The sequence below is a fragment of the Streptomyces sp. NPDC085927 genome (genome assembly GCF_044540975.1).
Lineage (GTDB): Bacteria > Actinomycetota > Actinomycetes > Streptomycetales > Streptomycetaceae > Streptomyces > Streptomyces hirsutus.
This window is the reverse complement of record NZ_JBITSN010000003.1, coordinates 57,929-82,209: the sequence shown is the minus strand read 5'-3', so window position 1 is coordinate 82,209 and position 24,281 is coordinate 57,929. Positions and strand designations below refer to the sequence as shown.

The 24,281-nt window shown below is 72.2% G+C and carries 19 protein-coding genes and 2 pseudogenes; 8 read left to right on the top strand and 13 right to left on the bottom strand.

Annotated elements, in window-relative coordinates:
- Window positions 1–35: 35 nt before the first annotated feature.
- Window positions 36–1,190, bottom strand: a complete 1,155-nt coding sequence (locus tag ACIF80_RS09315) for an aromatic acid exporter family protein (RefSeq protein WP_399801478.1) — start codon at window positions 1,188–1,190, stop codon at window positions 36–38.
- Window positions 1,191–1,419: 229 nt separating this feature from the next.
- Between ACIF80_RS09315 and ACIF80_RS09310 the strand changes: the two genes are divergently transcribed.
- Window positions 1,420–2,595, top strand: a complete 1,176-nt coding sequence (locus ACIF80_RS09310; protein ID WP_399801475.1) for a YihY/virulence factor BrkB family protein — start codon at window positions 1,420–1,422, stop codon at window positions 2,593–2,595.
- A 432-nt stretch (window positions 2,596–3,027) separates the two neighbouring features.
- Complete coding sequence (locus ACIF80_RS09305; protein ID WP_399801473.1) at window positions 3,028–4,272, top strand: amidohydrolase; 1,245 nt, start codon at window positions 3,028–3,030, stop codon at window positions 4,270–4,272.
- Window positions 4,273–4,391: 119 nt separating this feature from the next.
- Here ACIF80_RS09305 and ACIF80_RS09300 read toward each other — a convergent pair whose 3' ends face one another.
- Window positions 4,392–4,808: a DUF2000 family protein gene (locus ACIF80_RS09300; RefSeq protein ID WP_399801471.1), complete on the bottom strand. Its 417-nt coding sequence runs from the start codon at window positions 4,806–4,808 to the stop codon at window positions 4,392–4,394.
- Between the two features lie 49 nt (window positions 4,809–4,857).
- Here ACIF80_RS09300 and ACIF80_RS09295 point away from each other — a divergent pair, with 49 nt between their 5' ends.
- The gene (locus ACIF80_RS09295; protein ID WP_399801468.1) at window positions 4,858–5,673 is read left to right on the top strand and encodes an AraC family transcriptional regulator; all 816 of its coding nucleotides are present in this window, start codon (window positions 4,858–4,860) and stop codon (window positions 5,671–5,673) included.
- A 145-nt stretch (window positions 5,674–5,818) separates the two neighbouring features.
- Here ACIF80_RS09295 and ACIF80_RS09290 read toward each other — a convergent pair whose 3' ends face one another.
- The 3 genes from ACIF80_RS09290 to mshA all read right to left on the bottom strand — a co-directional run bounded on the left by ACIF80_RS09290 (window position 5,819) and on the right by mshA (window position 8,588).
- Window positions 5,819–6,622 (bottom strand): hypothetical protein, encoded by an 804-nt coding sequence (locus ACIF80_RS09290; RefSeq protein ID WP_399801466.1) that lies wholly within the window; start codon window positions 6,620–6,622, stop codon window positions 5,819–5,821.
- A gap of 114 nt (window positions 6,623–6,736) precedes the next feature.
- A complete protein-coding gene (locus ACIF80_RS09285; RefSeq protein WP_399801463.1) occupies window positions 6,737–7,258 on the bottom strand; it encodes a YbjN domain-containing protein in 522 nt (173 codons plus the stop codon).
- A complete protein-coding gene (mshA, locus tag ACIF80_RS09280; protein WP_399801460.1) occupies window positions 7,251–8,588 on the bottom strand; it encodes a D-inositol-3-phosphate glycosyltransferase in 1,338 nt (445 codons plus the stop codon). Before mshA ends, ACIF80_RS09285 begins: the two co-directional genes overlap by 8 nt.
- Before the next feature lie 400 nt (window positions 8,589–8,988).
- Here mshA and ACIF80_RS09275 point away from each other — a divergent pair, with 400 nt between their 5' ends.
- The 3 genes and pseudogenes from ACIF80_RS09275 to ACIF80_RS09265 all read left to right on the top strand — a co-directional run bounded on the left by ACIF80_RS09275 (window position 8,989) and on the right by ACIF80_RS09265 (window position 13,265).
- On the top strand, window positions 8,989–9,780 hold the full coding sequence (locus ACIF80_RS09275) for a class I SAM-dependent methyltransferase (protein WP_399802590.1): 792 nt from the start codon (window positions 8,989–8,991) through the stop codon (window positions 9,778–9,780).
- A 273-nt stretch (window positions 9,781–10,053) separates the two neighbouring features.
- A pseudogene (locus tag ACIF80_RS09270) lies at window positions 10,054–11,151 on the top strand (NlpC/P60 family protein); the annotation flags it as partial.
- A gap of 659 nt (window positions 11,152–11,810) precedes the next feature.
- Window positions 11,811–13,265: a PP2C family protein-serine/threonine phosphatase gene (locus ACIF80_RS09265; protein ID WP_399801458.1), complete on the top strand. Its 1,455-nt coding sequence runs from the start codon at window positions 11,811–11,813 to the stop codon at window positions 13,263–13,265.
- A gap of 68 nt (window positions 13,266–13,333) precedes the next feature.
- On the opposite strand, the gene ACIF80_RS09260 is transcribed toward ACIF80_RS09265, so the two are convergent.
- From ACIF80_RS09260 to ACIF80_RS09250, 3 genes are all read right to left on the bottom strand, one after another.
- Complete coding sequence (locus ACIF80_RS09260; protein WP_399802588.1) at window positions 13,334–13,666, bottom strand: DUF2516 family protein; 333 nt, start codon at window positions 13,664–13,666, stop codon at window positions 13,334–13,336.
- Between the two features lie 153 nt (window positions 13,667–13,819).
- Window positions 13,820–14,449, bottom strand: a complete 630-nt coding sequence (locus ACIF80_RS09255; RefSeq protein ID WP_399801456.1) for a hypothetical protein — start codon at window positions 14,447–14,449, stop codon at window positions 13,820–13,822.
- A gap of 76 nt (window positions 14,450–14,525) precedes the next feature.
- Window positions 14,526–15,185, bottom strand: coding sequence for a helix-turn-helix domain-containing protein (locus ACIF80_RS09250; protein ID WP_399801453.1), 660 nt, complete (start codon window positions 15,183–15,185; stop codon window positions 14,526–14,528).
- A 233-nt stretch (window positions 15,186–15,418) separates the two neighbouring features.
- Between ACIF80_RS09250 and ACIF80_RS09245 the strand changes: the two are divergent.
- Window positions 15,419–16,299: pseudogene (locus ACIF80_RS09245) on the top strand (GNAT family N-acetyltransferase).
- Between the two features lie 159 nt (window positions 16,300–16,458).
- On the opposite strand, the gene rox reads toward ACIF80_RS09245, so the two are convergent.
- Window positions 16,459–17,928: a rifampin monooxygenase gene (gene rox / locus ACIF80_RS09240; protein ID WP_399801451.1), complete on the bottom strand. Its 1,470-nt coding sequence runs from the start codon at window positions 17,926–17,928 to the stop codon at window positions 16,459–16,461.
- Window positions 17,929–18,319: 391 nt separating this feature from the next.
- Here rox and ACIF80_RS09235 point away from each other — a divergent pair, with 391 nt between their 5' ends.
- On the top strand, window positions 18,320–18,847 hold the full coding sequence (locus tag ACIF80_RS09235; RefSeq protein ID WP_399801449.1) for an SMI1/KNR4 family protein: 528 nt from the start codon (window positions 18,320–18,322) through the stop codon (window positions 18,845–18,847).
- Between the two features lie 28 nt (window positions 18,848–18,875).
- Here ACIF80_RS09235 and ACIF80_RS09230 read toward each other — a convergent pair whose 3' ends face one another.
- The 4 genes from ACIF80_RS09230 to ACIF80_RS09215 form a co-directional block, all read right to left on the bottom strand.
- Window positions 18,876–19,601, bottom strand: coding sequence for a class I SAM-dependent methyltransferase (locus tag ACIF80_RS09230; protein ID WP_399801446.1), 726 nt, complete (start codon window positions 19,599–19,601; stop codon window positions 18,876–18,878).
- A 194-nt stretch (window positions 19,602–19,795) separates the two neighbouring features.
- Entirely contained in the window at window positions 19,796–21,043 is a 1,248-nt protein-coding gene (locus tag ACIF80_RS09225) for an aminotransferase class V-fold PLP-dependent enzyme (protein ID WP_399801443.1), read from the bottom strand.
- On the bottom strand, window positions 21,040–21,636 hold the full coding sequence (locus ACIF80_RS09220) for a hypothetical protein (RefSeq protein ID WP_399801441.1): 597 nt from the start codon (window positions 21,634–21,636) through the stop codon (window positions 21,040–21,042). The genes ACIF80_RS09225 and ACIF80_RS09220 overlap by 4 nt, the downstream gene beginning before the upstream one ends.
- An 82-nt stretch (window positions 21,637–21,718) precedes the next feature.
- Complete coding sequence (locus tag ACIF80_RS09215) at window positions 21,719–23,908, bottom strand: phosphotransferase family protein (RefSeq protein ID WP_399801438.1); 2,190 nt, start codon at window positions 23,906–23,908, stop codon at window positions 21,719–21,721.
- Between the last annotated feature and the right edge of the window lie 373 nt (window positions 23,909–24,281).

The window sequence follows — 24,281 nt, the reverse complement described above, 5'->3', positions numbered from 1 at the left end:
CCCGCCCCCGCCCCCGCCCCCGCCACCCGGCGGTGTCAGTCCTGCACGAGTTGATCGGCCAGGCGATGCGCCTGGGCCAGCAGCGTTCCGTAGGTCGCCAGTGCGGCCGGGTCGTCGGGCACGGCTCCCGGCAGCTGTCGGCGGAACGCGTCCAGGGTGCGGTGGAGCTCCTCGACCGCCTCGCGCAGCTGCTCCGCAGCGGAGTCGTCACTGCCGCCCGGACCGAACCGGGTCTGCCCGTACAGCCGGATGGCGCGCGCTGTATGGCGCAGGAAATCCGCGTAGGCACGGGTGAGTTCCGGGGCCGGCCAGTCCTCCTTCTCGCTGTCCGTCGTCTCCCATACGGTCCTGGTCACGCCCGCGGTGTGGACGGCCACGTAGTCGAGCACGTCCACCGCGTCGGCGTACGCCTCGCCGGGCGGGGGGAGAGCCCGCTTGCGACGCACGAGCGGGTTGACGCGCATGCTTTCCCGGCTCCAGCCGATCGCCGACCGTGCCTGGTCGACCAGGCGGCCCAGACGCAGCGCCCGTACATGCCAGTCCCCGGCCGCGTGGGCGTCCCACTCACCGGTGGCCAGTCCGTCGGCCACCGCGCTCAGGAGCTCGTACGCCTCCCGGGTCGTGTCCTCCAGCGCGGCCCGGGCGTCCCGCAGGTACACCGGAGGTCGGATCAGCACGTTGACCGTCACTCCGACCGCCGCGCCGAAGACCGCCTCCAGGACGCGGGCGGCCGACCCTGCGACGGTGACCTCGCCGCCGGTCAGCACGAAAAGCGCACCGGTGGCGGCGTAGACGCCCTGGCTTCCCAGGCGCTGCCACTGTCCGAGGAGCAGCGCCACCGGAAGCACCAGGGCCATCGCGGCCATCGTGCTGTTCAGCAACAGCGCCACCGCTGTCGCCAGGGCCGTACCCACCCCGATCGCCGCGAGCTGCTGCAGCCCGTGCGCGACCGACCGGTACACCGTCGACTCCACCAGCACCACCGCGACCCACGGCGCCACGAACGCCATCGGCGCCTCGAGCCACCAGCCCATCACCGCCCATGCCACCCAGGCGGCCAGCGCCCCCTTGCCCGCCTGCACCGCCAGATCCCGCTCACGGCCCGGGCCCTCCCAGGCCCGCCGCACCGCCGTGACGGCCGTCCCTGCCCAGCGCCGGGCAGCCCGGTCCGCCCTATGCATCCACTCCATGGGACAGCAAGTGCCACATTAAGGAGGAGACGCACCTACGGTTCCCGGAATCGAAGCCGTCCGGTCGGCCCGGCCCACGACGCCACCGGCGCGGAAGGCCGAGGACACAGGAGGGGACGCCGGAGGGGACACCGGACGAGACACCGGAGCGGAGTCCGAAGGATCGACCTGTCCCGCCTCCATGCATGAGTGGCGGCGGGCCGGATACCCGCAGGGAATGGCGCGGACAGTGGGATGGCACAAAAAGCACGGCGGGCAGACCTCTACCGAGAGCCGCGAGGACGAAGGCCGCCAGGCCGAGGACCGTCAGGCCGAGGACCGTCAGGCTGAAGACCGCCGGACTGAGGACCTCCAGGCCGGGACGGGACGAGCCGGGACGGGGCGAGCCGAGGTGAAGCGGGCCGACGAGACCGGTCGGGACTTCGACGCCGGGCCTGACGAGCGGGTGGAGGAGCGGGCACCGGACAGCCCCACCGAGCTGCCCAAACGCTCCTGGGGAGCGGTGCTGAAAGGCACCGTGAAGGAATTCCAGAGGGACGAGCTGACCGACCGGGCCGCGGCGCTGACCTACTACTCGATCCTGGCGCTGTTCCCCGCCCTGCTGGCGCTGGTGTCGCTGCTGGGGGTCGTCGGGCAGTCGGCCACCCAGTCGGTCCTGGACAACATCGAGAAGCTCGCCCCCGGCCAGGCCCGGGAAGTGCTGAGCTCCGCGGTGCAGCAGATGCAGGGCCAGAGCGGGATCGGCTCGATCGTGGCGATCGTGGGTCTGGTGCTGGCGGTGTGGTCGGCCTCGGGTTATGTCGCCGCGTTCATCCGCAGCGCCAACGCGGTCTACGACGTCCCCGAGGGCCGTCCGGTGTGGAAGGTCCTGCCGGTGCGGGTCGGCGTGACCGTGCTGCTGATGGTGATGGCGGTGATCAGTTCGCTGATCGTGGTCTTCACCGGCGGCCTGGCCCGGCAGGCCGGCGACGCGCTCGGGGTCGGTGACGAGGCGCTGACCGTGTGGTCGATCGCGAAATGGCCGGTGCTGGTCCTCCTGGTCACGATAATGATCGCGGTCCTGTACTGGGCCACCCCGAACGCGAAGGTCCGCGGCTTCCGCTGGATCACGCTGGGCAGCTTCCTCGCCCTGGTGATCTGGATGATCGCCTCGGCGGGGTTCGCGCTGTACGTGGCGAACTTCGGCTCGTACAACAAGACCTACGGAACCTTCGCCGGTGTGATCATTTTCCTGGTGTGGCTGTGGATCACCAACCTGGCCATCCTGCTCGGCCTGGAGTTCGACGCGGAGCTGGCCCGTCAGCGCGCCGTCGCCGGGGGCCATCCGCCCCACGAGGAGCCCTACGTGGAGCCGCGTGACACCCAGAAGTGGGACGAGGAGGACCGCCGCCGCCTCGATTCCTGACGGCCGGCCTTGGCGGGGGGGGGGGGCCCCCCCCGGCCCGGGGGGGGGCCCCCCCCCCCCCGGGGGCGCCCCGCCGGGGGGGGGGGGGGGGGCCCCCGGGGGGGGGGGCCCCCCCGGGGGGCGCCCCCCCCCCCCCCCCCGGGGCCCCCCGCGCCCCCCCCCCCCGCCGCCCGCCCCCCCCCCCCCGGGCCCGGGGGGGCCCCCCCCCCGCGGGGGGGGGGCCCCCCCCCCCCCCCCCAAGGCCGTACCGGGCCGTTCGGGTGGCTCGTCCAAGCGGCTGGGCCGTCACCGCCGGGCTGCCGACACCCGCACCGGCAGCGGCTTGCCCGAAATGTCCATGTGATTCCTATACGTTGGGCAAAAGTGGCTGTCCGGTGATTCACGAGTCCCGGCGCGAGCGCTCGAACCCCACGTCCCGCAGGGAGACTCACCATGACGGCACCGGGGGCGGCGGCCGAACTGGCCGCGCTCTACCGCGATCTCCACACGCACCCGGAACTCGCCTTCCGCGAGACCCGCACCGCCGGCATCGTGGCCGACCGGCTCCGCTCACTGGGATACGACACCACGACCGGGATCGGCGGCACCGGGGTGGTCGGTCTGCTGCGCAACGGTGACGGCCCCACGGCACTGCTGCGCGCCGACATGGACGCCCTGCCCGTCCGCGAGGAAACCGGGCTGCCCTACGCCAGTACCGCCTCCGGAACCGACGACGAGGGCCGTACCGTGCCGCTCATGCACGCCTGCGGTCACGACATGCACGTGACCTGCCTGCTGGGCGCCGCCGCCGAGCTGGCCGGGAACCGGTCCGCCTGGCGCGGCACCGCCCTGCTGGTCTTCCAGCCCGCCGAGGAGGTCGGCCGGGGCGCACGGGCGATGGTCGACGACGGGTTGTACGAGCGCTTCGGGCGGCCCGCCGTCGTCCTGGGACAGCACGTGGCCCCGCTGCCGGCCGGGTTCGTCGGCCTGAGCGCCGGTCCGGCCTTCGCCGCCTCGGACTCCCTGCGGATCGTGCTGCACGGCCGCGGCGGGCACGGGTCGAGGCCGGAGACGACGGTCGACCCCGTCCTCATGGCCTCGGCGACCGTGATGAGGCTCCAGGGCGTGGTGTCCCGGGAAGTGGCGGGCACCTCCACGGCGGTCCTGACGGTCGGGGCCCTGAACGCGGGCACCAGGGGCAACGTGATCGCGGAGCAGGCCGAACTGCTCCTCAACGTCCGCACCTACGAACCGGAGGTCCGCGACAGCGTCCTGGCCGCGATCGAACGGATCGCCCGGGCGGAGGCGAGCGCCTCCGGCGCACCCCGCGAACCCGACATCTCACTCACCGAGTCGTTCCCCGCGGTGCTCAACGACACGGAGGCGTGTGCCCGCACCCGGCGGGCCCTCGCCGGCGTCGTCGGTGCCGACCGGGTCGTGGACCCCGGGCCCGGCACCGGCAGCGAGGACGTGGGCATCCTGGCCCACAGCGCGAACGCACCCTGCGCCTACTGGCTCCTCGGCGGAGCCGACCCGCGGGCCTTCAGTGACGCCCAGGACTTCGAGTCCCTCGAACGCGTCGTCCGCGGCCTGCCCTCGAACCACTCCCCCCGGTACGCTCCCGTCGTCGAGCCCACGCTGAGCACGGGCGTCCGCACCCTCGTGACCGCGGCCCACACCTGGATGCCGGCCCCCTGAGCACCGGATGCGGACGCGGGCCGCGTCCGGCGGACGGTCCGGCCCGGTCCGGTCCGGCCCGGAAAGACGTCCCGCCGCGTCAGAGGTGACGACCGCTCCGAGCCCTCACCACGCCACGCTCACGGATGCATGCGGGCTCCCTTGAGGACCTTGTCGACCGCGTTCCTCGGGCCGTGGACGGCCAGGCCGACCAGGTCCAGGTCCGCCGTCGGCACCGCCCGTACCGCCGCGCGGTTGGCTTCGTCGTGGCCGGTGGCGAACAGGTCGCCGGTGAACAGCGCGCGCGGCAGGGCGCGGGACAGCGCGCGCGTGTGGGCCGCCGTCAGGGTTTCCTTGGTGCCCTCGAAGACCAGCACCGGCTGGCGGAACATCGGCAGGTAGGCCACGCCGTCCGCGTCCTCGTAGGGCTCGCCGATCAGTTCGGGGACCTGGCTGCCCAGGCCGCTGACCAGGAACGCGGTGACGTTGAGGCGCTGCCAGGTTTCCAGGTCCTCGCGCAGCAGGACGGCGATCTTCGTGTCGAAGCGAGTGCTCATGCCCTGAGACTGCCGATCGGCGCACGTCCCCGTCTTGTACGTTGTTTGCATGGCCGCAGCGCGCGCGGATCGCCCCGAGCGGATCGTTTCCGCCTGGCGGCCCCGGGTTCCGGGTGTCGTGGAGGTGTTCCACGCCCGCTTCACCGAGTACGCCTATCCGATGCACGTCCACGACGCCTGGACGCTGCTCATCGTCGACGACGGCGCCGTACGGTACGACCTGGACCGGCACGAGCACGGCACCCCGCACGACACCGTCTCCCTGCTGCCGCCGCACGTTCCGCACAACGGCGCCCCCGCCACCTCGGACGGCTTCCGCAAGCGGGTGCTGTACCTCGACGGGACGCACCTCGGGGACGAGTTGATCGGGGCCGCCGTCGACCGCCCGGACCTGCGTGATCCGCTGCTGCGGCGGCGTGTCGGGCAGGTGCACGCGGCGCTCGTGGGACCCGGTGACGAGTTCGAGGCGGAGAGTAGGCTGACGCTCGTCGGGGAGCGGCTGCGGACCCATCTGCGGTCCCGGGCCGGCGCACCGGGGTCCCGGCGGGATCCCGTCCTCGCACGGCGGCTGCGGGAGCTGCTCGACGAGCGGGTCGTGGAGGGTCTCGGCCTGGCGGAGGCCGCGGGGCTGCTGGCCGCCCATCCCGCCCATCTCGTACGGGCGTTCAGCGGCGCCTACGGCATCGCCCCGCACCAGTACCTGATGTCCCGCCGGGTGGGGCGGGCCCGTCGGCTGCTGCTCGACGGGCGGGCGCCGAGCGAGGTCGCGGTGGCCGCCGGTTTCTACGACCAGGCCCATCTCACGCGGCACTTCCGGAAGCTGGTCGGCGTCACACCGGGCCGTTACCGCGCGGAGGGCCGGTAGCCCCTGTGCAAGCGGGTCACCGGCCCCGGACGGCTGAACGGCTGAACGGCTGAATGACTGAACGGCCGGAGGACTGAACGGCCGGAGGACTGAACGGCCGGAGGACTGAACGGCCGGACGGCGGCTGTGGTGTGCCGCCGCCGCGTCACTTCACGTCGACGTAGTCGCCCGCCGCCGTCGCCCCGCCCGTCGTGGACGTCTCGCCGAACGTCCAGCGCCAGTAGCCGTCGGTGGCGGCCTTCACGGTGGTCTTCAGAGAGCCCGTGGAGTTCGCCCGCACGGTCTTGACCGTCGTGTAGGTGCTGGTGCCCGCCTTGCGGAACTGCAGCTTGGCCAGCTTGTCGCCGTAGCCGGCGTACGCGTGCTTCACCCAGTCGGCGCGCGTCAGCCTGCCCGTCACGGTGAGCGTCTTGTTCTTGGCGACCGGCTCCGGGGAGGCGTTGACCGTGGCCCGCGCGGCACGCTTGACCTGGACCGTGCCGAGACCGGTCAGGTTCTCCTCGGCCTTGAGCTTGTCGTCGGGGGTCCAGAGACGGACGTTGACGGCGATCTTCCACGTGGTGGCGTCGTTGTTGGAGTCCAGCGTCCAGGGAGGATCGATGTGGAGCTCACCCTCGACGTCCGCCGCGCGGGGGGTGTCGTCGTAGTAGGTGACGAAGCCCGTGTAGATGCCGCCCCCGTCCCGGGCCTTGGCGGCCGTGGTGTCGTGGTACAGGTACGGGAACGCGGTGATGTCGCTGGACGAGTGGCCCGAGGGCCAGGTCATGCGGAAGCCGACGCTGGGGTTCTTCTCCTCGGAGACGCCCACGATGATGGGCTTGCCCTTGTTCACGACCATGTTCGTCACCGTGACGCCGGTGTCCGCCGCCTGGGCGGGCGGTGCGGTGAACGCCACGAGGGCGAGTGCTCCTGTGAGCGCGGCCGTCAGGGCGGATCTGCCTGTGCGCATGCACGTCCTCTTCATGCACGGGACCCCTGAGACCGGGGTCCGAATCGCGGCAGAATAACAGCACGCTCTCGCGCGTGTGTTCGGGACCTCCGCCTGCTCCGGACCGCGCGGTTCCTACTCGCCCGAGGGCCGCTCGATCAGCCGGGCGAACGCGTCCAGGTTCCGGGTCGACTCGCCGCGCGACACCCGCCAGGCGTGCTCCTTGCGGATCGCGGTGGCGAACCCGAGCTCCAGAAGGGTGTTGAAGCTTCCGTCGGCCGCCTCCAGGACCTGGCCGAGCAGCCGGTCGACCTCGTCGGGGGTGACGGCGGCCAACGGGAAACGGCCGGTGACATAGATGTCGCCGAGCGGATCCACGGCGTAACTCACGCCGTACAGCTTGAGGTTGCGCTCGAGGAGCCAGCGGTGGACGGCCGCCTCGTTCTCGTCGGGGTGACGGACGACGAAGGCGTTGAGGGAGAGCGAATGGCGGCCGACGATGAGGGAGACCGTCGTGGACAGTTTCCGGGTGCCGGGCAGCTTCACGACGTACGTGCCGGGGGCCGGACTCTCCCAGTCGAGCTCGGCGTCCTTCAGTACGTCCTCGACGACCCGTGCCGCCCGCTGCTCCGCTTCCGCCGCTGCCCTGTCAGCCATGGTGGGAGCGTACGTGACGGCGGTGCGTCTGCGTCGCGGCCGTGTAGACGTCGGCCGTGGCGGCGGCCGCCCGGTCCCAGCCGAAGAACCGGGCGTGCAGGGCGGCGGCCTCGCCCATCCGGTCGACGAGGTGCGGCGCGTCGGCGAAATCGCGCAGTACGCGCGCGTACGCGCGCGGGTCGTGGCCCTGGACGAGGAAACCGGTGTCCCCGTCCCGTACCGCCACCGGCAGTCCGCCGACCGAGGCCGCGAGCACCGGGGTGCCGGCCGCCTGCGCCTCTATGGCGACCAGCCCGAAGGACTCGCTGTAGGACGGCATGACGAGGACGGACGCGGCCCGGAACCAGTCCGCGAGCTGCTCCTGCCCGACCGGCGGACAGAACCGTACGACGTCGGCGATGCCCAGGCGGGCGGCGAGCTTCTGCAGCCCCTCGGGTTTGGCGAGGCCGCTGCCGCTGGGGCCGCCGACCACGGGGACGCAGATCCTCGAGCGCAGCTCGGGACGCTCGCCGAGCAGGACGGCGACCGCGCGGAGCAGCACGTCCGGAGCCTTGAGGGGCTGGATGCGGCCCGCGAAGAGCGGGATCAGAGCATCCTGGGGCAGGCCGAGGCGGGCGCGCGCGGCGGCCCTCCCGTCGGCGGGGCGGAAGCGGGACAGGTTGACGCCGGGGTGGACGACGGCGACCTTGTCCCGCTCGGCCTCGTAGTGCCGGACGAGCTCGTCCGCCTCCTCGGCGGTGTTGGCGATCAGCCGGTCCGCGGCGGCGACGATCTGGGTCTCGCCGATGACGCGGGCGGCCGGTTCGGGAGTGTCACCGTTGGCGAGGCTGGCGTTCTTGACCTTGGCCATGGTGTGCATGGCGTGCACCAGGGGGACGCCCCAGCGCTGGGCGGCGAGCCAGCCGACGTGGCCGGAGAGCCAGTAGTGGGAGTGGACCAGGTCGTAGTACCCGGGCCGGTGCCCGGCCCACGCCTGCATCACACCGTGCGTGAAGGCGCACAGCTGGGCCGGCAGCTCCTCCTTGGCGAGGCCCTCGTAGGGGCCCGCGTCGACGTGCCGGACGAGGACACCGGGCGCCAGGTCGACGGTGGGCGGGAGGGCGGCGGCGGTCGCGCGCGTGAAGATCTCGACCTCGATGTTGATCGCGGCGAGGCACTGGGCGAGCTCCACTATGTAGACGTTCATGCCGCCGGCGTCGCCGGTGCCCGGCTGGTGGAGCGGGGAGGTGTGCACGGAGAGCATCGCCACACGGCGGGGCCTGCGGTGCAGTCGCAGCCGCGGGGACGCGGCGGGGGAGCGCCGCCCGAGCCTGGCGATGTACTGGCTCACGTGCCGGTCCTCCTCGCTGCGGGCATGGCTTTCGGGGCATGCGGTGCGCCCTCCAGTTCCCCAACGCCGGAGGGATGCGTTCCCATTTCCGGGCGACCTTCCCGGATCGGGTCTTTGCCGAATCATTACCGGATGTCGCTCAACCGTTCGAGGGCAGGGGGTGCGGGTGCGCGGGACACTCCGGGCGGGTGGGGCACGCGGGGTGGGTAGCGCGCGCAGGGCGCATGGGGCATGCGGGGTACGTGGGGCACGTGGGATGCAGGGTGCGCGGTACCGGCTGATTCGGGCCTGTTCCGGGCGCCCGCATACCCTCGTACGCATGACCGCCCGCGCCGCCTCCCTCCCCCACTCTCGACTGCGCTCGAGCGGGGGGACCCTCATGAGCGGGAGGACCCCCATCGTGGGTGCGGTGACGCGCGGAACGACCAACCCGAACCGCCTGCGCCGCATGGACCGCTGGATCGCGGCCACGCACGGCGCCGAACTGCGCCGCGCCGACCACCCCGTCGTCGTCGACCTCGGCTACGGCGCCGCCCCCTGGACGGCGGTCGAGCTGCTGCACCGCCTCCGCACCGTGGCTCCGCGCGCGCGGGTGGTGGGCGTCGAGATCGAACCGGCCCGGGTCACGGCGGCCCGCCCGTACGAGCGCGAGGGGCTGTCCTTCCGGCACGGCGGCTTCGAGATCCCGCTCCCCGGCCGGCCGACGCTGGTCCGCGCGGCGAACGTCCTGCGCCAGTACGACGAGGCCGAGGTCGCCGCCGTGTGGCAGCGGCTGTGCGCGCGGCTCGCACCGGCCGTCCCGGGACGGGGCTCGCGCGGAGGGCTGCTGGTCGAGGGCACCTGCGACGAGATCGGACGACGGCACGTATGGGTCGCCCTCGGCCCCGAAGGGCCGCGCACGGTCACGTTCGCCACCCGCCTCGGCTCCCTGGAGCGCCCCTCCGACCTGGCGGAACGCCTGCCGAAGGCACTCATCCATCGCAACGTCCCCGGCGAGCCGGTGCACGCCTTCCTGCGCGACTTCGACCGCGCCTGGGCGGCGGCGGCGCCCTACGCCTCGTACGGCGCCCGCCAGCGCTGGATCCGTACGGTGCGGGATCTCGCGGCCGACTGGCCGGTGACGGACGGCCCGGCGCGGTGGCGGCAGGGCGAGGTCACGGTGCGGTGGGAGGCCCTGGCGCCCCGGGGGTGAGCCGACGCTTCCCAGGGGGGCGAGGCGGTGCTCCGGGAAAGGTGAGTCTGCGCTCCGGGAGGGCGAGCCTGCGCTCCGGATCTCTGGCGTTCCGACACCCGGGGCGGCGCCGGGGACGATCCCTGTGAGTCGTTCGTCACATCGAGGGGGCGATCGTCATGGCGAGGAGGGGGAGACGGGAAGGGTTACCTCTGGTCACCTCACAGGTCGACATGGCAGCATCCCCCGAGTGACGAAATGTTACTGACGGTTAATCAGTTTGGGGGCGGAGTCATGAAAGCGGGCAGGCGCACTCTGACGGCGACAGCGGTGACCGTGGTCTGCGCGATCACCGTACTGGCGGCACCGGGCACGGCCTTCGCGGCCCCCACCCCCCGGCCTTCCCCGAGCGCGACCGCGAGCGCCGGCACGGATCCCGCCGCGGACCCCGAGGCCGCACCGTCCAGGGATCTCGAAGCCGTACGCAAGAAGCTCGAGAAGTTCTACCGCGCGGCGGCCGTCGCCACCGAGGAGTACAACGCCGCCGAGGAGAAGACGAAGCAGCAGTCCGCCGAGATCGTCGAACTGACCGGGAAGATCGTCAAGGGCCAGGAGAAGCTGGACGACCTGAAGGACCGCGCGGGCGCCGCGGCCGCCTCCCAGTACCGCGGCGGCGGACTGCCGCCCGAGGCCCATCTGATGCTGAGCGACGACCCCCAGGACTTCCTCGTCGGCGCGGGCCGGATACGTCAGGGCCAGCACGCGGCCAAGGGCCTGCTCGGCGAGATGCAGCGCGCCCAGGACGACTTGGAGCAGTACGCGGAGGACGCCGAAGCCCAGTGGCGGAAGCTGGAGACGAACCGCAAGGCCAGGGCCAAGGCGCAGAGGAAGATCGAGAAGAGGATCGCGGCGGCCGAGAAGGTCGAGTCCGAGCTGGAGCAGGAGGAGAAGGAGCGTCTGGCCGAACTGGAGCGGCAGGCCGCCCAGAAGGCCCAGGCCGCCTGGCTGAACTCCGGCGCCCTCGAAGGCACCGCGGCCGCGGCGACCGCGCAGGGCAAGAAGGCCGTCGCGTACGCCGCCGCCCAGATCGGCAAGCCGTACGTGTGGGGCGCCGAGGGTCCGGAGGCGTACGACTGCTCGGGGTTGACCTCACAGGCGTGGATATCGGCCGGGCGGGCCATCCCGCGCACCTCGCAGGAGCAGTGGAGGCAGCTGCCGCGCGTCGCCGTCAAGGACATGCGGCCGGGCGACCTCATCATCTACTGGGACGACGCCAGCCACGTCGGCATGTACATCGGTGACGGCTCCATGGTGCACGCCCCACGCCCGGGGCGGACGGTGACGACCGCCGGTGCCGGTTCGATGCCGATCCTCGGGGTGGTACGCCCGGGCGGGACCGCCGACGGAAGCGGAAGCGGCAACGAGGGCGGAAGCAAGAAGGAGAGCCGGCGCGGAAACGGGAGCGGGAGCGGGAACAGGAGTGGAGGCGGAAGCGGGAACGCGAACTCGGCATCGCACACGACCGAGAACGCGAAGGCGCGCCCGGACGCGAACCCTGACCCGGATGCGGACACGGCCAGGAACACGGACACGAACTGAGTGACCCGGGTCTCGCACCCTTCCACTCCGCTCGACCCGGCAGGCTCAACCCGCTCAACCCGCTCGACCCGCCCTGCTCGATCCGCCCGTGACCTGCACCACGTGACCCAATCCACGTGATGGGCGCCGCCAAACCCCCGGGGACGTGACGTTCGTCATTCCGGCTGCATCTCCGAGCCTGTCCAACTGCTGCCCATTACGCGGCATATGACACTGGCTGATGGCCGAACGGCGTGCTCCACGCCATTCCGCTGCGGCGCCGACACCCGCTATCGTCCCCGCTGGAAAGTGGCACCCCTGCTCGCACGGAGTCGGCGAGCACGGGACGGGTCGAGAGCCCGCACCCCACCACGCCCTCGGGGGGAGGGAAGGAACCCGGAACAATGCCCGCACCCGTACCGCGGCAGAGAACGCTCCCGGCCGCGGAAAGCGGTCAGGCGCACGCCGCATCCATGAACAGCGGCCCCGCCGAGGGCGCCCCGGAGACGGGGACAACGGCCCCGCACACGGCGGAGCACCCCGCGACCGGCACCACCGGCAGCGCCGCGAACGGCAACGCCGAAGGCGACACCTGCGCCGAAACCGATACCGACACCGCGAACCGCACGGGGAAGGCCAGGACCAGGATCACGCCGGACAGCGACGAGGCGGCCTCGACCGCCCCCACCAACCTCACCCTGCTGCTGATCGAGGACGACCCGGCAGGCTCGCCGATCGTGCCCGACCTGTTCGACCGGGGCGGCAAGCCGATCCGTGTCCGCACCGCCCGCAACCTCACCGAGGCCGAGCGGCTGCTGACCGACGACGTCCACTGCATCCTCCTGGACCTCGCCCTGCCCGCACCCGGCAGCCGGCCGGCGAACGGCGGAAACGGGACGAGCGGCGCGAACGGGGCGAGCAGTAGCGGTGGCGACGGCGGTGAGGGCGACGACGAGCTCGCCGTGCTCAAGCACGTGCTGGAACTCGCGCCCCGGCACGCCGTCCTCGCGCTGACCGCGTCCGGCGACGCCGAGCGGGGCGCCGAGGCGGTGCGCGTGGGCGCCCAGGACTACCTCTTCCGTGACGAGCTGGACAGCAGGCTGCTGAGCAGGGCGATCCGGTACGCGGTGGAGCGGAAGCGGTCCGACTCGGCCGAGCGCAGGCTCGCCGAGGGCAGGCTGCACGCCCGGGAGAACCGCCGGCTGGAACGCGGACTGCTGCCGACGCCGCTCCTGGACGGCTCCCCGCTCCACTTCGCCGCCCGCTACCGTCCGGGCCGCTCGCGCGCCCTGCTCGGCGGTGACTTCTACGACGTCGTCCGCACCCCGGACGGCACCGTGCACGCCATGATCGGCGACGTCTGCGGTCACGGCCCGGACGAGGCCGCCCTCGGCGTGGAGCTGCGGATCGCCTGGCGGGCGCTGACGCTGGCGGGCCTGTCGGGGGACGAGCTGCTGGGCACGCTGCAGCAGGTACTGGAGCACGAGCGCGCGGACGACGAGATCTTCGCGACCCTCTGCGCGGTGGACATCTCCCCCGACGGCCGGAAGGCGGGCCTGTGCCTGGCCGGCCATCCGTCACCGCTGCTCGCCCGCCCGGGACACCCCGCGCGGCTGCTGCCGTACGACGACAACGGCCCCGCGCTCGGACTGCTGCCCGGCGCCCGCTGGCCGCGTACACAGGTGGACCTGGGCTCCGAGTGGAGCCTGATGCTCTACACCGACGGCCTGATAGAGGGCCGCGTCGGCGACAGCGGGGAACGGCTCGGCCAGGACGGCATGGTCGGCATGGTCCGCCGCCAGCTCACCGACGGCCTGCGCGGCGAGGAACTGCTCCGGGCCGCGGTCAACGAGGTCCGCGACCTCAACGGCGGCGAGCTGACCGACGACGTGGCACTGCTCCTCCTGGACCGGGTGCCCCAGCCGTGACCGTGACCGGTCCGGCCCGGTCCAGTTCGTTCCAGTTCGTTCCGGTCCGGTCCGGTGCCTTTTACCGTTTACCGTCCGCCGTTGTACGGGCCGTAGGGGCCGTCGCTGCTGGAGCCCCGGTGGCTGCGCCCGCCGCCGGAGAGGCCGCGCAGGGCGGGACGGACGTCGACCATGTAGACGATGGTCGCGATCAACCCGATGATCGGCAGGAACGACAGGATGTTGAAGATCAGGTTCACCACGAAGGCGAGCCCGAGGACGATCAGCCAGAACGGCTTGGTCTTCTTGTCCGCCGCGCGATAGGCGTCCTCGCGGCGGATGGCCGCGTCGATCAACGCGAAGCCGCTGAAAACGATCAGGGCCATGCTCAGCAGCCACATGAACCCAGCGAAGCCCTGCATCAGCACAACGTCCACCACCCGACTCGGCTCGTCCTTACGCGGTCACCGTACCCGCAACCGCCGGCCGGCTATCCGTAGAACGGGCCGGACACCGCGAGAGTGCCCAGCCCGTTCGGTTCTATCCCCTGCTCACCGCTGCCGCTCCGCTCGCGGCTACTTGGCGGGCGGCGTCGTCTTCTTGACCGCGGCCTTGCGCACCGGGGCCTTCTTGGCGTTGGCGGCGGACTTCTTCGCCTCGTCCGAGGCGAAGGCGGCCGGAGCGGCCTTGCCGCCCTTGACGGCCTCGTCCTCCTTGATCTCGACGGCCTCGAGCTTCGGCTTGGGCTCGGCCTTCGGCTCGACGGCGACGGCGATGTCCTCGATGCCCTCGGCGGCCTCACCACGCCAGGTCTTCACGGCCTGCTCGCCGTGCTCGGCGACCTTCTCGTACGTCTCGCGGGCCTTGACGGCGTACTCGGCGGCGACGCCGACGCCGCGCAGGGCGAAGTCCTGAGCGGTCTCACCGAACTTCTTGAGGTCGGTGTCGAGCGAGCCGAAGAGCTCGCCGACCTTGGCCTGCACGGTCTCCTGCGTCTCCTTGACCCTGATGGTCGCCTTCTCCTGGACGGTCTTCGGGTCGGTGCGGCGCACGGCCTCGATGCGCGAAGGAGCCTCGGCGCGGATCTGCTCCACCAGCCCCGGCACCTTCTTGGCCTGCTGCAGAGCGAGGTCGGCGGTGCCGGCGGCGAAGTAGAGGGGGGTCGGGTTGCTGAAGGTCTTGCGCAGGTCGTCGGTGATGGCCATGGTGAGGGTCCTCCCGGATTCGTTTTCGGCTGAGGGTCTGTGTGGTCCGCGGCGGCGGCCGGTGCCCTGGTCCGGCTCAGCCGGCCGTCTGCTGCGGATCGGTGTCAGTGCCGCCGGCCGTACGGGGGCGGCGCTTGGCGGACGAACCGCCCTTGCTGAGGGAGGGAGCCCGGCGCTTGGCGGACGCACCGCCACCGCCCTGACGCCCCCGCCGTATCCCGGCACCACTCCCGGAACCGTCGTCCGTGGCGTCCGAAGCCTCCACGGCTTCCGGAACCCCGGCTCCCTGAGCAGCACCGGCACCATCGACGACACCCACGGCACCGACAGCACCGACGGCGTCCACGCCACCGGCACTCCCCGTCGTCTCACCGTCCTCGGGACCCACAAACCCGTTCTCCTTGCGGAAGGACTCGTAGATCTGGAGCAGCACCTGCTTCTGACGCTCGGTCAGGGTGAGATCGGCGAGGATGACCGCCCGTGTCTCGATGTCGTCGCGGTCCCGCTCGGCGTCGAGGATGCCGGCGCGCACGTACAGCGTCTCGGCGGAGATCCGCAGCGCCTTGGCGACCTGCTGCAACACCTCCGCGCTCGGCTTGCGCAGCCCGCGCTCGATCTGGCTCAGATACGGATTGGACACTCCGGCGGCATCGGCGAGCTGCCGCAGCGACAACTGCGCGTTGCGCCGCTGCTCCCGCAGATAGTCACCGAGATTGCCGACGTTGAGTGATGCCATGCCTCCACCCTGCCGCACACCGCTAACTATTGCAAGCACCTGCTTGCAATAGTGCGCCACATCGCGCGCGACCGGAGCGTTCGGGCGCGTCCGCGGGAGGAGCCGGCCGAAGGAGCGGCCAGGGCGACCGCCGCCTTCCTGGCGCGGAAGTCCGGACCACGGCGAGGAAGCCCTGCGGTCCCGCCCTGGCGGAAAACCACGGGGCACACCTCCGGTATGGGGAACCATGAAGCATGCGACCGGATGGCTGGTGCCTCACCGAAGACGCCGACGACTTTCTCGCCCGAGCCGGAGACTTTCTGCGCTCTCGGCCCGGCCCGCACGTCATGCAGCTGACCTGGGCCGAGAGAGTGCGAGCGCGTGGGGCGGAGGCGTTCGGAACCGGAGCCCCCGTCTTCGGCATGCTGGAGCGAGCAGGCGAGGTCCACGCCACCTTCCACCGCCTCCCGCCCCTTGGTCTCGGCCTCTCCCCGCTCACGCCCGGGCAGGCCGACTCCCTCGCCGCCCACCTGGCCGCCTCGGGCACTCCCTTCCCTCCGTCAGCGCGGACCACAGCACGGCCACCGCTTTCGCCGAGGCCTGGCAGCGGCACAATGGCGCAACGCCGAAACTCCGCGACACGCGACTCCGTCTGTACCGCCTCGGCACGCTCACTCCACCGGAGCCGCTGCCGGCGGGCCGAGGCCGCGTCCTGGGCGAGCAGGACCTCGAGCAAGTCATCTTCTGGTGCGGCGAGTTCGCCAAGGCCGTCGGGGAAGACGTCTCCATCGACGCCGGCACGTGGGCCGACACCCGCTTCGCCGACAAGCGCTACACGCTCTGGGAGACCCCGGACGGCACCCCCGTCTCCCTCGCGGGCATGAACCCGATGATCGGCGGCCAGATCCAGGTGGACATCGTCTACACCCCGGCCCGCCTGCGCGGGTGCGGCTACGCGGGCGCCGTGACGGCGGAGGTGAGCCGGGCCGCGCTGGCCGCGGGCGCGAGGGAGGTCGTGCTGTTCGCGGACCTGTCCAACCCCACCAGCAACGCCCTCTACCAGCGTCTCGGCTATCGCACGCTCACCGACTGGGCCGCGTACGACTTCTCGTGCGCCGCACCGGAAGTCGTTTGAGCACAACCGAACTTGCGGCGCACCGAGCGACCACCCGGGCGAGGGTCCTGATCCCGTTCGACCCACCCAGTCCCGTGACCGGCCGGTCGGTCAGCCGGCCAGTCGGTCAGCCGGCCAGTCGGTCAGTCGGTCAGCCGGCCGGTCGGGACGGGGCAGGTCTCAGCCGGTGGCTGCGCCGAACCACCTGGGGAGTCGGTCGAGGAGATCCCGTGGGTCCTCGCCGACCCATGCCACATGTCCGTCCGGCCTCAGCAGCACCGCGGGGACGTCCAGTTCCTCGCTGACGTCGACGACGTGGTCGACCCGGTCCGCCCAGCCCTCCACCGAGAGCCGGCCGCCGGTCTGGTCGAGCAGCAGTCCGCGTCCGCCGCGCATCAGCTCGTACAGGCGTCCTCGCTTCAGCCCCACGTCCCGCAGCCGCCGGCCGAGGAGTTCGTGGCCCTCGCCGAAGTCGTAGCGAACCCCGATCGCGGTGATCTTCTCGATCAGGTAGCGGTTGACGTCCTCGAAGTCCATCAGCTCCGACAGCAGCCGGCGCACCGACCGGGGCCCCGGCTCCGCCGACAGCAGGACCATCTGCGCGCGGGTGTTGTCCAGCACGTCGGCGGCCACCGGGCGCCGTTCGGCCTGGTAGCTGTCCAGCAGCCCTTCCGGTGCCCAGCCGGCCAGCTCGGCGGCGAGTTTCCAGCCGAGGTTGAAGGCGTCCTGGATGCCGAGGTTGAGGCCCTGCCCGCCGGTCGGCGGGTGGATGTGCGCCGCGTCGCCGGCCAGCAGCACCCGGCCGCTCCGGTAGCTCTCGGCGAGGCGGGTGGCGTCGCCGAAGCGGGAGATCCGGCGCGGTGAGTGCACGCCGAAGTCGGTGCCGGCGAACGCCCGCAGCTGCTGCTTGAGCTCGTCGAGAGTCGGCGGGACCGTACGGTCCTCGGCCACGCCCTCGGCGGGCACGATGACGCGGTGCACCCCCTCCCCCTCGGGGATGACGCCGAACCGGAGCTGGGTCTTGCGGACCTCGGCCACCACGGCGGCCACCGTCTCCGGCGGTACGCCCAGCTCCACCTCGCCCAGCAGCGTCTCGACCCGGGAGGGCTCGCCGGGGAAGCCGACACCGAGCAGCTTGCGCACGGTGCTGCGCCCGCCGTCGCAGCCGACGAGACAGCGCGCGCGCACCCGCGTGCCTCCCCCGCCGGCTACGCCCTCTTCGGCGGGGGCGCCCCCACTGGCGAACTCGGCGGTCACCCCGTCCTCGTCCTGGCTCAGCCCGACCAGTTCGCAGCCGTACCGGATCTCGGCGCCGAGTGCGACGGCGTGCTCGGTCAGCAGGCGCTCGGTGACCGGCTGCGGAATGCCGAGGACGTACGCATGCGCGGTGTCCAGCCGTTCGGGCCACCCCTTGTCGATGCCGGCGAAGAAACCACCGACCGCGTACTGCTTGCCCAGCGCGAGGAACCGCTCCAGCAGACCGCGCTGATCCAGCACCTCGACGCTGCGCACGTGCAGCCCCAGCGCACGGACGTACCCGGTCGGCCCGGCCTCCTTCTCCAGCACGAGCACCCGCACACCCTGCAGCCGCAGCTCGGCGGCCAGCATCAGCCCGGTCGGCCCGCCGCCGACCACGATCACGTCAATCATGAAAACCCCAACCCCCGGATGAACGATGCCGGATACCGCACGCACCGCGCCGCGCGCGACGCCGACGGTTCGACGCCCCACGCGAGGCGCATACCTCGACAACGGCTCACACTCTTCGCGAATCGCCGATTTACGCAGGTTCCGGCCCAGGGCGATGATTCTGCGGCACGACCGGGGCCTTGCCGCAAGCCCCCCGGTGCGCTATACGTTGAGAAGGGCAAGGAGACGGTTTCTCTCCTTGCCCTTGCCGTCTCGTCCTCCCAAGCCGCTCAGGCCTCCCAGGTCCCCTCGCCGACCTGCCTGCCCGAACCGGGACGGACGCTACGAGCCCCGGTACAGCCTCTCCAGGTCCACGAGCCGGACCTCGCCCAAGGCCGGCTGGTCTGGCCGCATGACGTCGAACGAAGACCGCCGGTTTCCTCCCCCGCTCTCCGCAGCGATGTCGGTCCGGTCCGGCCGTATCGGCGAGGGCGGCATCGACTTCGAGCCCTTCACGGAATTCCTCTCCGCCGACGGGACGACGGAGTGGTTCCGGGCCTGGACGGGCAACGGCGAGCTGAACGGTGACGCGTTCCGGGTGTTCGGCCAGGACGGCTCCGGCGGGTACGCGGCGTTCTGGCTGGTGCGCCCGGGCCGGACGACGGCCGGTCAGCCGGTCGTCTTCCTCGGCTCCGAGGGGGAGACGGGCGTCGTCGCGAGCGACCTGAACGCCTTCCTGTGGCTGCTGGCCGACGGCTACGGCCCCTGGGAGGCGGCCACCCCCTACGAGCCCGACCGGGGACCGCGTCCCGATCGTGAGCTGACGGCCGTCGCGGAACAGTACGCGGCGCCCTTCCGCGCGTCGGCGGGTTCCGTGATGCAGCAGGCGGCGCGCGAGTTCCCGGATTTCGACGACACCGTCACGGCCCTCTGCCGCTGAACCCGGTCACCGTGCCCGCCACGTGCCCCTACGCCTGCCGCGCGACGAAGACGAACTCCCTGCCCGGCCGGTCGGGAGCGTCGCGTACGTCCTCCACCACGTAACCCTGCGCGGCCAGTTCCGTCGCGATCTCCTCCCGCTCACGGAAACGCAGCGTGGAATCCGAGGTCAGCACCTGCCCGTCCGCGGCGAACACATAGGTCCAGCGGAACGTCACCAGCGGCCACGCCACCTCGACCAGCTCGACCCAGCTCTCGACCGCGCCGGCCCCCGGAACGTCCGTCACGCCGTACGAAGCCGCACGGTTCCATTCCTCCCAGGCACGGGCGGCCGGGTCCCGGGTCTCGAAGACCAGACGTCCGCCGGGCCGCAGTGCTTCGTGGGCGCCCCGCAGGGTCTCCCGCCACCTCCGCGGATCGACGACGGCCTGGGCGACGTTCGCCGTCATGGTCGCCAGGTCGACCCGCAGCGGCGGAAGCGCCGTCGCGTCACCGCAGATCCAGCGCACTCGCCCGCTGCCCGGCTTGCCCCGGGCCACGTCGAGGGACGCCCGGGCGGGATCGACTCCGACGACCTCGAGTCCGCGGCCGGCCAACAGGAGCGCGAACACCCCCGTCCCGCAGCCGATGTCCAGCACCCGCCGCACCCCGCCCTCTTCCGCCAGCTCGACGTAGGCGTCGAGATCGCCGCGGTCGGGGTCGAGGACGTCATACACCGCGGCGAGGCGCGGATGCCCGAAGCACTCATCAGCCATGCGCCCGAACGTAGGAGGGCCGGGCTCGAACCGCCCACTGGTTTTTCCGCCCAGGCCGGCCCGGACCCGCCCGGACCGGCGGTTCAGCCCTTCACCGCGCCCGAGATCAGGCCCTGGACGATGTGGCGGCCGGCGAGGGCGGACCCGCCGCGGAACATCCGGACGGGGCCGGGGCCCGGGTTCGACGACAGGGTCTAGGAAGCGCGGTGCCGCCGCTGTGCACGGGCCGCGCGGGCCCACTCCCCGAGGATCGGAACGCAGTGCTCGGCGAAGTAGTCGTAGTCCTCGGCGGTGTTGTAGACGTGGGCGGAGAGCCGCAGATAGCCGACGCCGTCGAAACTGGTGAAGGCGGCCTCCGCCCCCAGCTCCCCGGCCGCCCGGTCGCGCAGCGCGTCGGCCGCGACGCGGCTGTCGGCCAGTCCCTCGGGCAGCCGCACCAACCGCATCCCGGGCACGGGCATGCCGACGTCCACCGGGCCGTCGAAGCCCGTCAGGCCGGCGAGCGCGGCACCGATGGTCCGCTCGGCGTAATCGGCCAGGTCGTCCATGTAGCGGCGGGCGGCGGGCCAGCCCCAGGTGCTCTCGACGAAGTCGATCGCGGTGGCGGCGGCGAGAGGGCCGGTGGCGTCGACCGTGCCCTGCTGGTCGAAGCGGTCGGGGTACGGGTCCTCGGCCCCCCATGAGTCGATCAGCGGATACAGGTCGTCCCGCTGCGGGCCGCGGGCGACCAGGGCGGCGGTGCCGCGCGGTGCGCAGGCCCACTTGTGCAGGTTGCCGACCCAGAAGTCGCAGGCCGGCCCGGCGAACGGGGCGGCGATCAGCCCCGGCGCGTGCGCGCCGTCGACGAGCAGCGGGACACCGCGTCGCCGCGTCTCGGCGCCGATCCGCTCCACCGGCATGCGGCGGGCGGTCGGCGAGGTGATCTGGTCGACGACCACGAGGTCGGTGGCGTCGCTCAGCTCGGCGGCCACGGCCTCGTACGCCTGCTCCTCGTCCGCGTCCAGCGGCACCGCGGCCGTGCGGACCCGGCCGCCCCAGCGGCGTGCCAGGCGTTCGGCGCCCATGGTGACGGCGCCGTAGCCGTGGTCGGTGACGACGATCTCCCCGCCGTGGCGGCGTGCGAGGTTGGCGTAGACGACGCTGGCGCCGGCGCTCGCGTTCGGCACCAGGGCGAGGTCGCCGGGGTCCGCCCCGAGGAACGCGGCGAGGTCGGCCCTGGCCTCCGCGAGCCGCTGCGGCAGCGCGGGGAACCAGACCACCGGCGCGCTCTCCATCTCCTTCCGCACCCGCTGCTGGTGCTCCTGCGCCACCAGCGGGACCGCCCCGAACGAACCGTGGTTGAGGTGCCGCAGGGCCGGGTCCAGCGACCACGCGTGGAGGGCCGGCCGGCCGTCGGCCAGCAGCAGGGGACGCGGTGCGGTGGTGACCTCGGTCTCGCTCACACGACTCTCCTCCGGGCCCCGGGAGGAGCCCCGGGTACGGCCTTCTCGCACCGGCAGTCATCAGGTCCCCGGAACGGGAGGGCCCAGGACACAGGACGACCCGGGATGGTCGCACGAGATTTCGGGCCATGACAATTCCTCGGCGGCAGGGGAGGCCGGACGACGTGTGACAGATACGCCCCGGCCGTCCGGCGACTCCTCCGGCGCCCGGTCTGCACGGCCGTGGACCGGCGCCACCGCGGGACCGCCGCCAGTGCCCCCAGGTCGTCGAAGTGCTTGATCCAGGTGGCCACCGCGGCGTCGGCCGCGGGGGTCCCCTCGCGCGACCAGACGTTGAGTTCGGTCATGCAGCCGTTGGGGTCGAAGTACTCGAAGCCCGGGGATTCGATACGCATACGCGCGGAGACGTCGTAGAGGCCGTGCAGGACCTGGGCCCGGTTGAAGATGCAGATCTTGTCGCGGGGGATGCCGGGGTGGTACCGGTACTCGCACCGGACGACGACCCGGGTCGCCGCGGGCCCGAAGCGTTCCTGGAAGCGCCGCAGTCGCTGCCCCGCCCCTCCGTCCGCCGCCCCGTTCACGCGCTCCGGCATGCCGAACCCCCTCCGCGCGCAGTGGCCGACGGAGCGTCGCGTTCCGTCGGCCACCACAGCTTTCGGAAGGTTCATGGGCCACCTACACCAGGCCCCGGGCAAGACGGGAAGGGGTGGTGGTACGGGTCGGCAGGCCCAGCGTCCCGGTCGCCACCGCCAGCGTTATGGCGTAGGAGTCCACCGCACGCCGGACGTTGGGGGCGTCCAGGCTCGCTCCGGTCACGATGCGGTCGAGGTCGATGTAGGCGGAGCGCACGATCTCCAGCCAGCGGTACACCTGCCAGTCCTTCTGCCAGTCCCGAGTGCGTTCGGGCGGCAGCCGGCGTTCCCAGCGGCGGAACATCCGTTCGCGGATCTCCGGGCGGGTGGGCGTCAGGTGCATGTGGCGCACCAGGTCGTAGAGGGGGTCGCCGACCAGGGCCATCTCCCAGTCGATGATGGTCAGCGCGAAGGCGTCGTCCCTGCGCACCAGGTTCCACGGGTTGAGATCGCCGTGCAGCAGGGAGGGCTTGCGGTGGCTCACCTCGTGGCGGGACAGGAGCTGCCGGAGGCGGTCGGCGTCCGGGAGTCCGAGATGCCGCGCCAGCCGTTGTGAACGCTCCGGAAGTCCGGCCACCAGCAGGACCAGTTGGTCTTTGAGCGAGGGGTAGGACCCTTCGGTCCCGGCCAGCGGATCGAGTGGTGTGCAGTCCACCCGTGTCAGGGCGCAGAGCTGGTCCACGAGACCGTCCGCCTCGTGCGGCAGCAGACCGTCGACCGGATGGTTCGGAGGGCTGCCGGCATCGGCGGGGCCCTCGTAGGTGTGAATGGTGAAGGGATCGTCCGAGTGGCTGACTCCGAGCGCCAGGGCCCTCGGCACGGCCACCGGGACGGGCGCTTGTTCGATGAGCCGCAGGACGGCGTGCTCGCTGAGGATGCCGCGTTCCCGGCTGCATACGTCGGGCAGCTTCCGGCGGACGACCACGGGGCGGTCGATGCTCGGCACCCGCACCACCGTGTTGAGGTGAGCGGTGCCCTTGAAGACACGGCCGGCCGGAGCCGCTCCCTCGAGCTCCAGGGCCTCCCGCACCGCGGCCTCGGGGAAGTCCGCGGGCTGCTCGAGGCGCCGGTCCGGTTCCCAGGTGAAGGCTCTGCCCCTCAGGCTGCGGCCGGCACCGCTCTCATCAGGGCGGGCCGCGAGCCGGCGGAACAGCGCCCGCTCGATCTCCCTCTCCCCCGGCACGTTCCTGAGCCGCAGCGGCTCGGCAGCCGCCTCCAGGGCCCTGCGCACCTCCGCCGTCGCCTCGTCCAGCCTGTTCTGGGTGAACGACTCCTCGAGGGACCGCGCCGCCCGTATGACGTCGGGGTACACGGACTGGGCGCGCTCGAAGGCCAGGTAGTGGCACAGGTCCTTGCCCAGGCCGTTGACGGCGTTCGGGCGGACCTCGCGCATGGCGTCCGCCCAGGCGTCCACCACCTCGGAAAGCTGGTGTGCCGGATACCGCATCCGCACCAGGTGGGTCGCCAGGTCGTGCAGCGGGTCACCGTAGGTCGCCAGCTCCCAGTCGACGCAGACGGGCGGCCGGTCGCCGGTGCAGGACAGGATCAGGTTGTCGCGGTGCAGGTCGGCGTGGAGCAGGCTGTACGGTCGCCGCGCCATGGCGGGAACCCGCTCGGCCAGCCTGAGCAGAGCGTCCTCGGGAATGCCCAGGGCCACGAACAGTCCACCGAACGATGCCCAGTTGGGCTCTCTGATCTGTTGATCCGCGAGATGCGTCAGCGTGCGCAGAAAGCCTTGGCTGTCCGTGTCGTTGCGGGGCCAGGCCGACGGTAGGGGAGGAAGCCCGTTACGGCGCACCAGCGCCATACCGGCCAGAAGCCGGGCCAGTTCCCGGACGAGCAGGGAGTCGACGGGTTCACCGTTCCCGCAGACGCCGGAGAGCGGGACTCCTTCCACATAGCTGTGGATCGCGAAGTCGTCTCCCCTGGCCAGGACCTCCGGCACGTACGGCAGGGCCCCTCTGACGGCGTCGAGGATCTCCTGCTCGTTCTGCCATGTCCTGATCACCACCGACAACGCCGTGGTACGGCGGATCCGCACGGTCACGGACGTACCGGCCTCGCGGCCCAGCGGTTTCGCCATGGCGGGTGTGACCGGCACGACGTAGTTCTGATGGTGGTGACCGCTGATCGCCTGACCCGCCCGTGCGGCCAGGTCGACGAAGGCGCGGTGCCCCGGTGAGGACGCGGGACGTTCCCCGAGGGCGGGACGGGGAAGGGGGGACACGCCCACTGGCCACTCCGGAAGTGCGAGGAGAGTCACGACATGGCAAACGGTAGGCACGAGGCCGGTTATCACGCATGAGGAACGATGGGCGGCGGAGCGGCGCGCCGGGCGCACTGGGGGGTGTACCACCGCTCCGCGTGAGGCCCCCGCGGGCTCGTCGGAGATGGGCTTGTCAGCCTCTTGATACGAGCTCCGGAGAGCGTCTGCTCGGTCGGTGCGGGCATGCTAGCGGAAGGCGGACCGAAAGCGGCTCACACCTCGGCGGAGAGCGGATTCCCTACCGCTTCGAACCCCTGCCGCTCCTGCGACTGGTCGCGGAGAAGGAACTCGGTGCGGCCGGTCCGGTGCTCCTGCTTCTCATCGGCGGGTGGGCGCGGAT

What these genes read in the sequence shown, in the direction of transcription:
- ACIF80_RS09315 (WP_399801478.1), bottom strand. Translation starts at nt 1,190, where the DNA reads ATGGAGTGGATGCATAGGGCGGACCGGGCTGCCCGGCGCTGGGCAGGG.
- ACIF80_RS09305 (WP_399801473.1), top strand. Translation starts at nt 3,028, where the DNA reads ATGACGGCACCGGGGGCGGCGGCCGAACTGGCCGCGCTCTACCGCGAT.
- ACIF80_RS09300 (WP_399801471.1), bottom strand. Translation starts at nt 4,808, where the DNA reads ATGAGCACTCGCTTCGACACGAAGATCGCCGTCCTGCTGCGCGAGGAC.
- ACIF80_RS09295 (WP_399801468.1), top strand. Translation starts at nt 4,858, where the DNA reads ATGGCCGCAGCGCGCGCGGATCGCCCCGAGCGGATCGTTTCCGCCTGG.
- ACIF80_RS09290 (WP_399801466.1), bottom strand. Translation starts at nt 6,622, where the DNA reads ATGCGCACAGGCAGATCCGCCCTGACGGCCGCGCTCACAGGAGCACTC.
- ACIF80_RS09285 (WP_399801463.1), bottom strand. Translation starts at nt 7,258, where the DNA reads ATGGCTGACAGGGCAGCGGCGGAAGCGGAGCAGCGGGCGGCACGGGTC.
- ACIF80_RS09265 (WP_399801458.1), top strand. Translation starts at nt 11,811, where the DNA reads ATGAACAGCGGCCCCGCCGAGGGCGCCCCGGAGACGGGGACAACGGCC.
- ACIF80_RS09260 (WP_399802588.1), bottom strand. Translation starts at nt 13,666, where the DNA reads ATGCAGGGCTTCGCTGGGTTCATGTGGCTGCTGAGCATGGCCCTGATC.
- ACIF80_RS09255 (WP_399801456.1), bottom strand. Translation starts at nt 14,449, where the DNA reads ATGGCCATCACCGACGACCTGCGCAAGACCTTCAGCAACCCGACCCCC.
- ACIF80_RS09250 (WP_399801453.1), bottom strand. Translation starts at nt 15,185, where the DNA reads ATGGCATCACTCAACGTCGGCAATCTCGGTGACTATCTGCGGGAGCAG.
- rox (WP_399801451.1), bottom strand. Translation starts at nt 17,928, where the DNA reads ATGATTGACGTGATCGTGGTCGGCGGCGGGCCGACCGGGCTGATGCTG.
- ACIF80_RS09235 (WP_399801449.1), top strand. Translation starts at nt 18,320, where the DNA reads ATGACGTCGAACGAAGACCGCCGGTTTCCTCCCCCGCTCTCCGCAGCG.
- ACIF80_RS09230 (WP_399801446.1), bottom strand. Translation starts at nt 19,601, where the DNA reads ATGGCTGATGAGTGCTTCGGGCATCCGCGCCTCGCCGCGGTGTATGAC.
- ACIF80_RS09220 (WP_399801441.1), bottom strand. Translation starts at nt 21,636, where the DNA reads ATGCCGGAGCGCGTGAACGGGGCGGCGGACGGAGGGGCGGGGCAGCGA.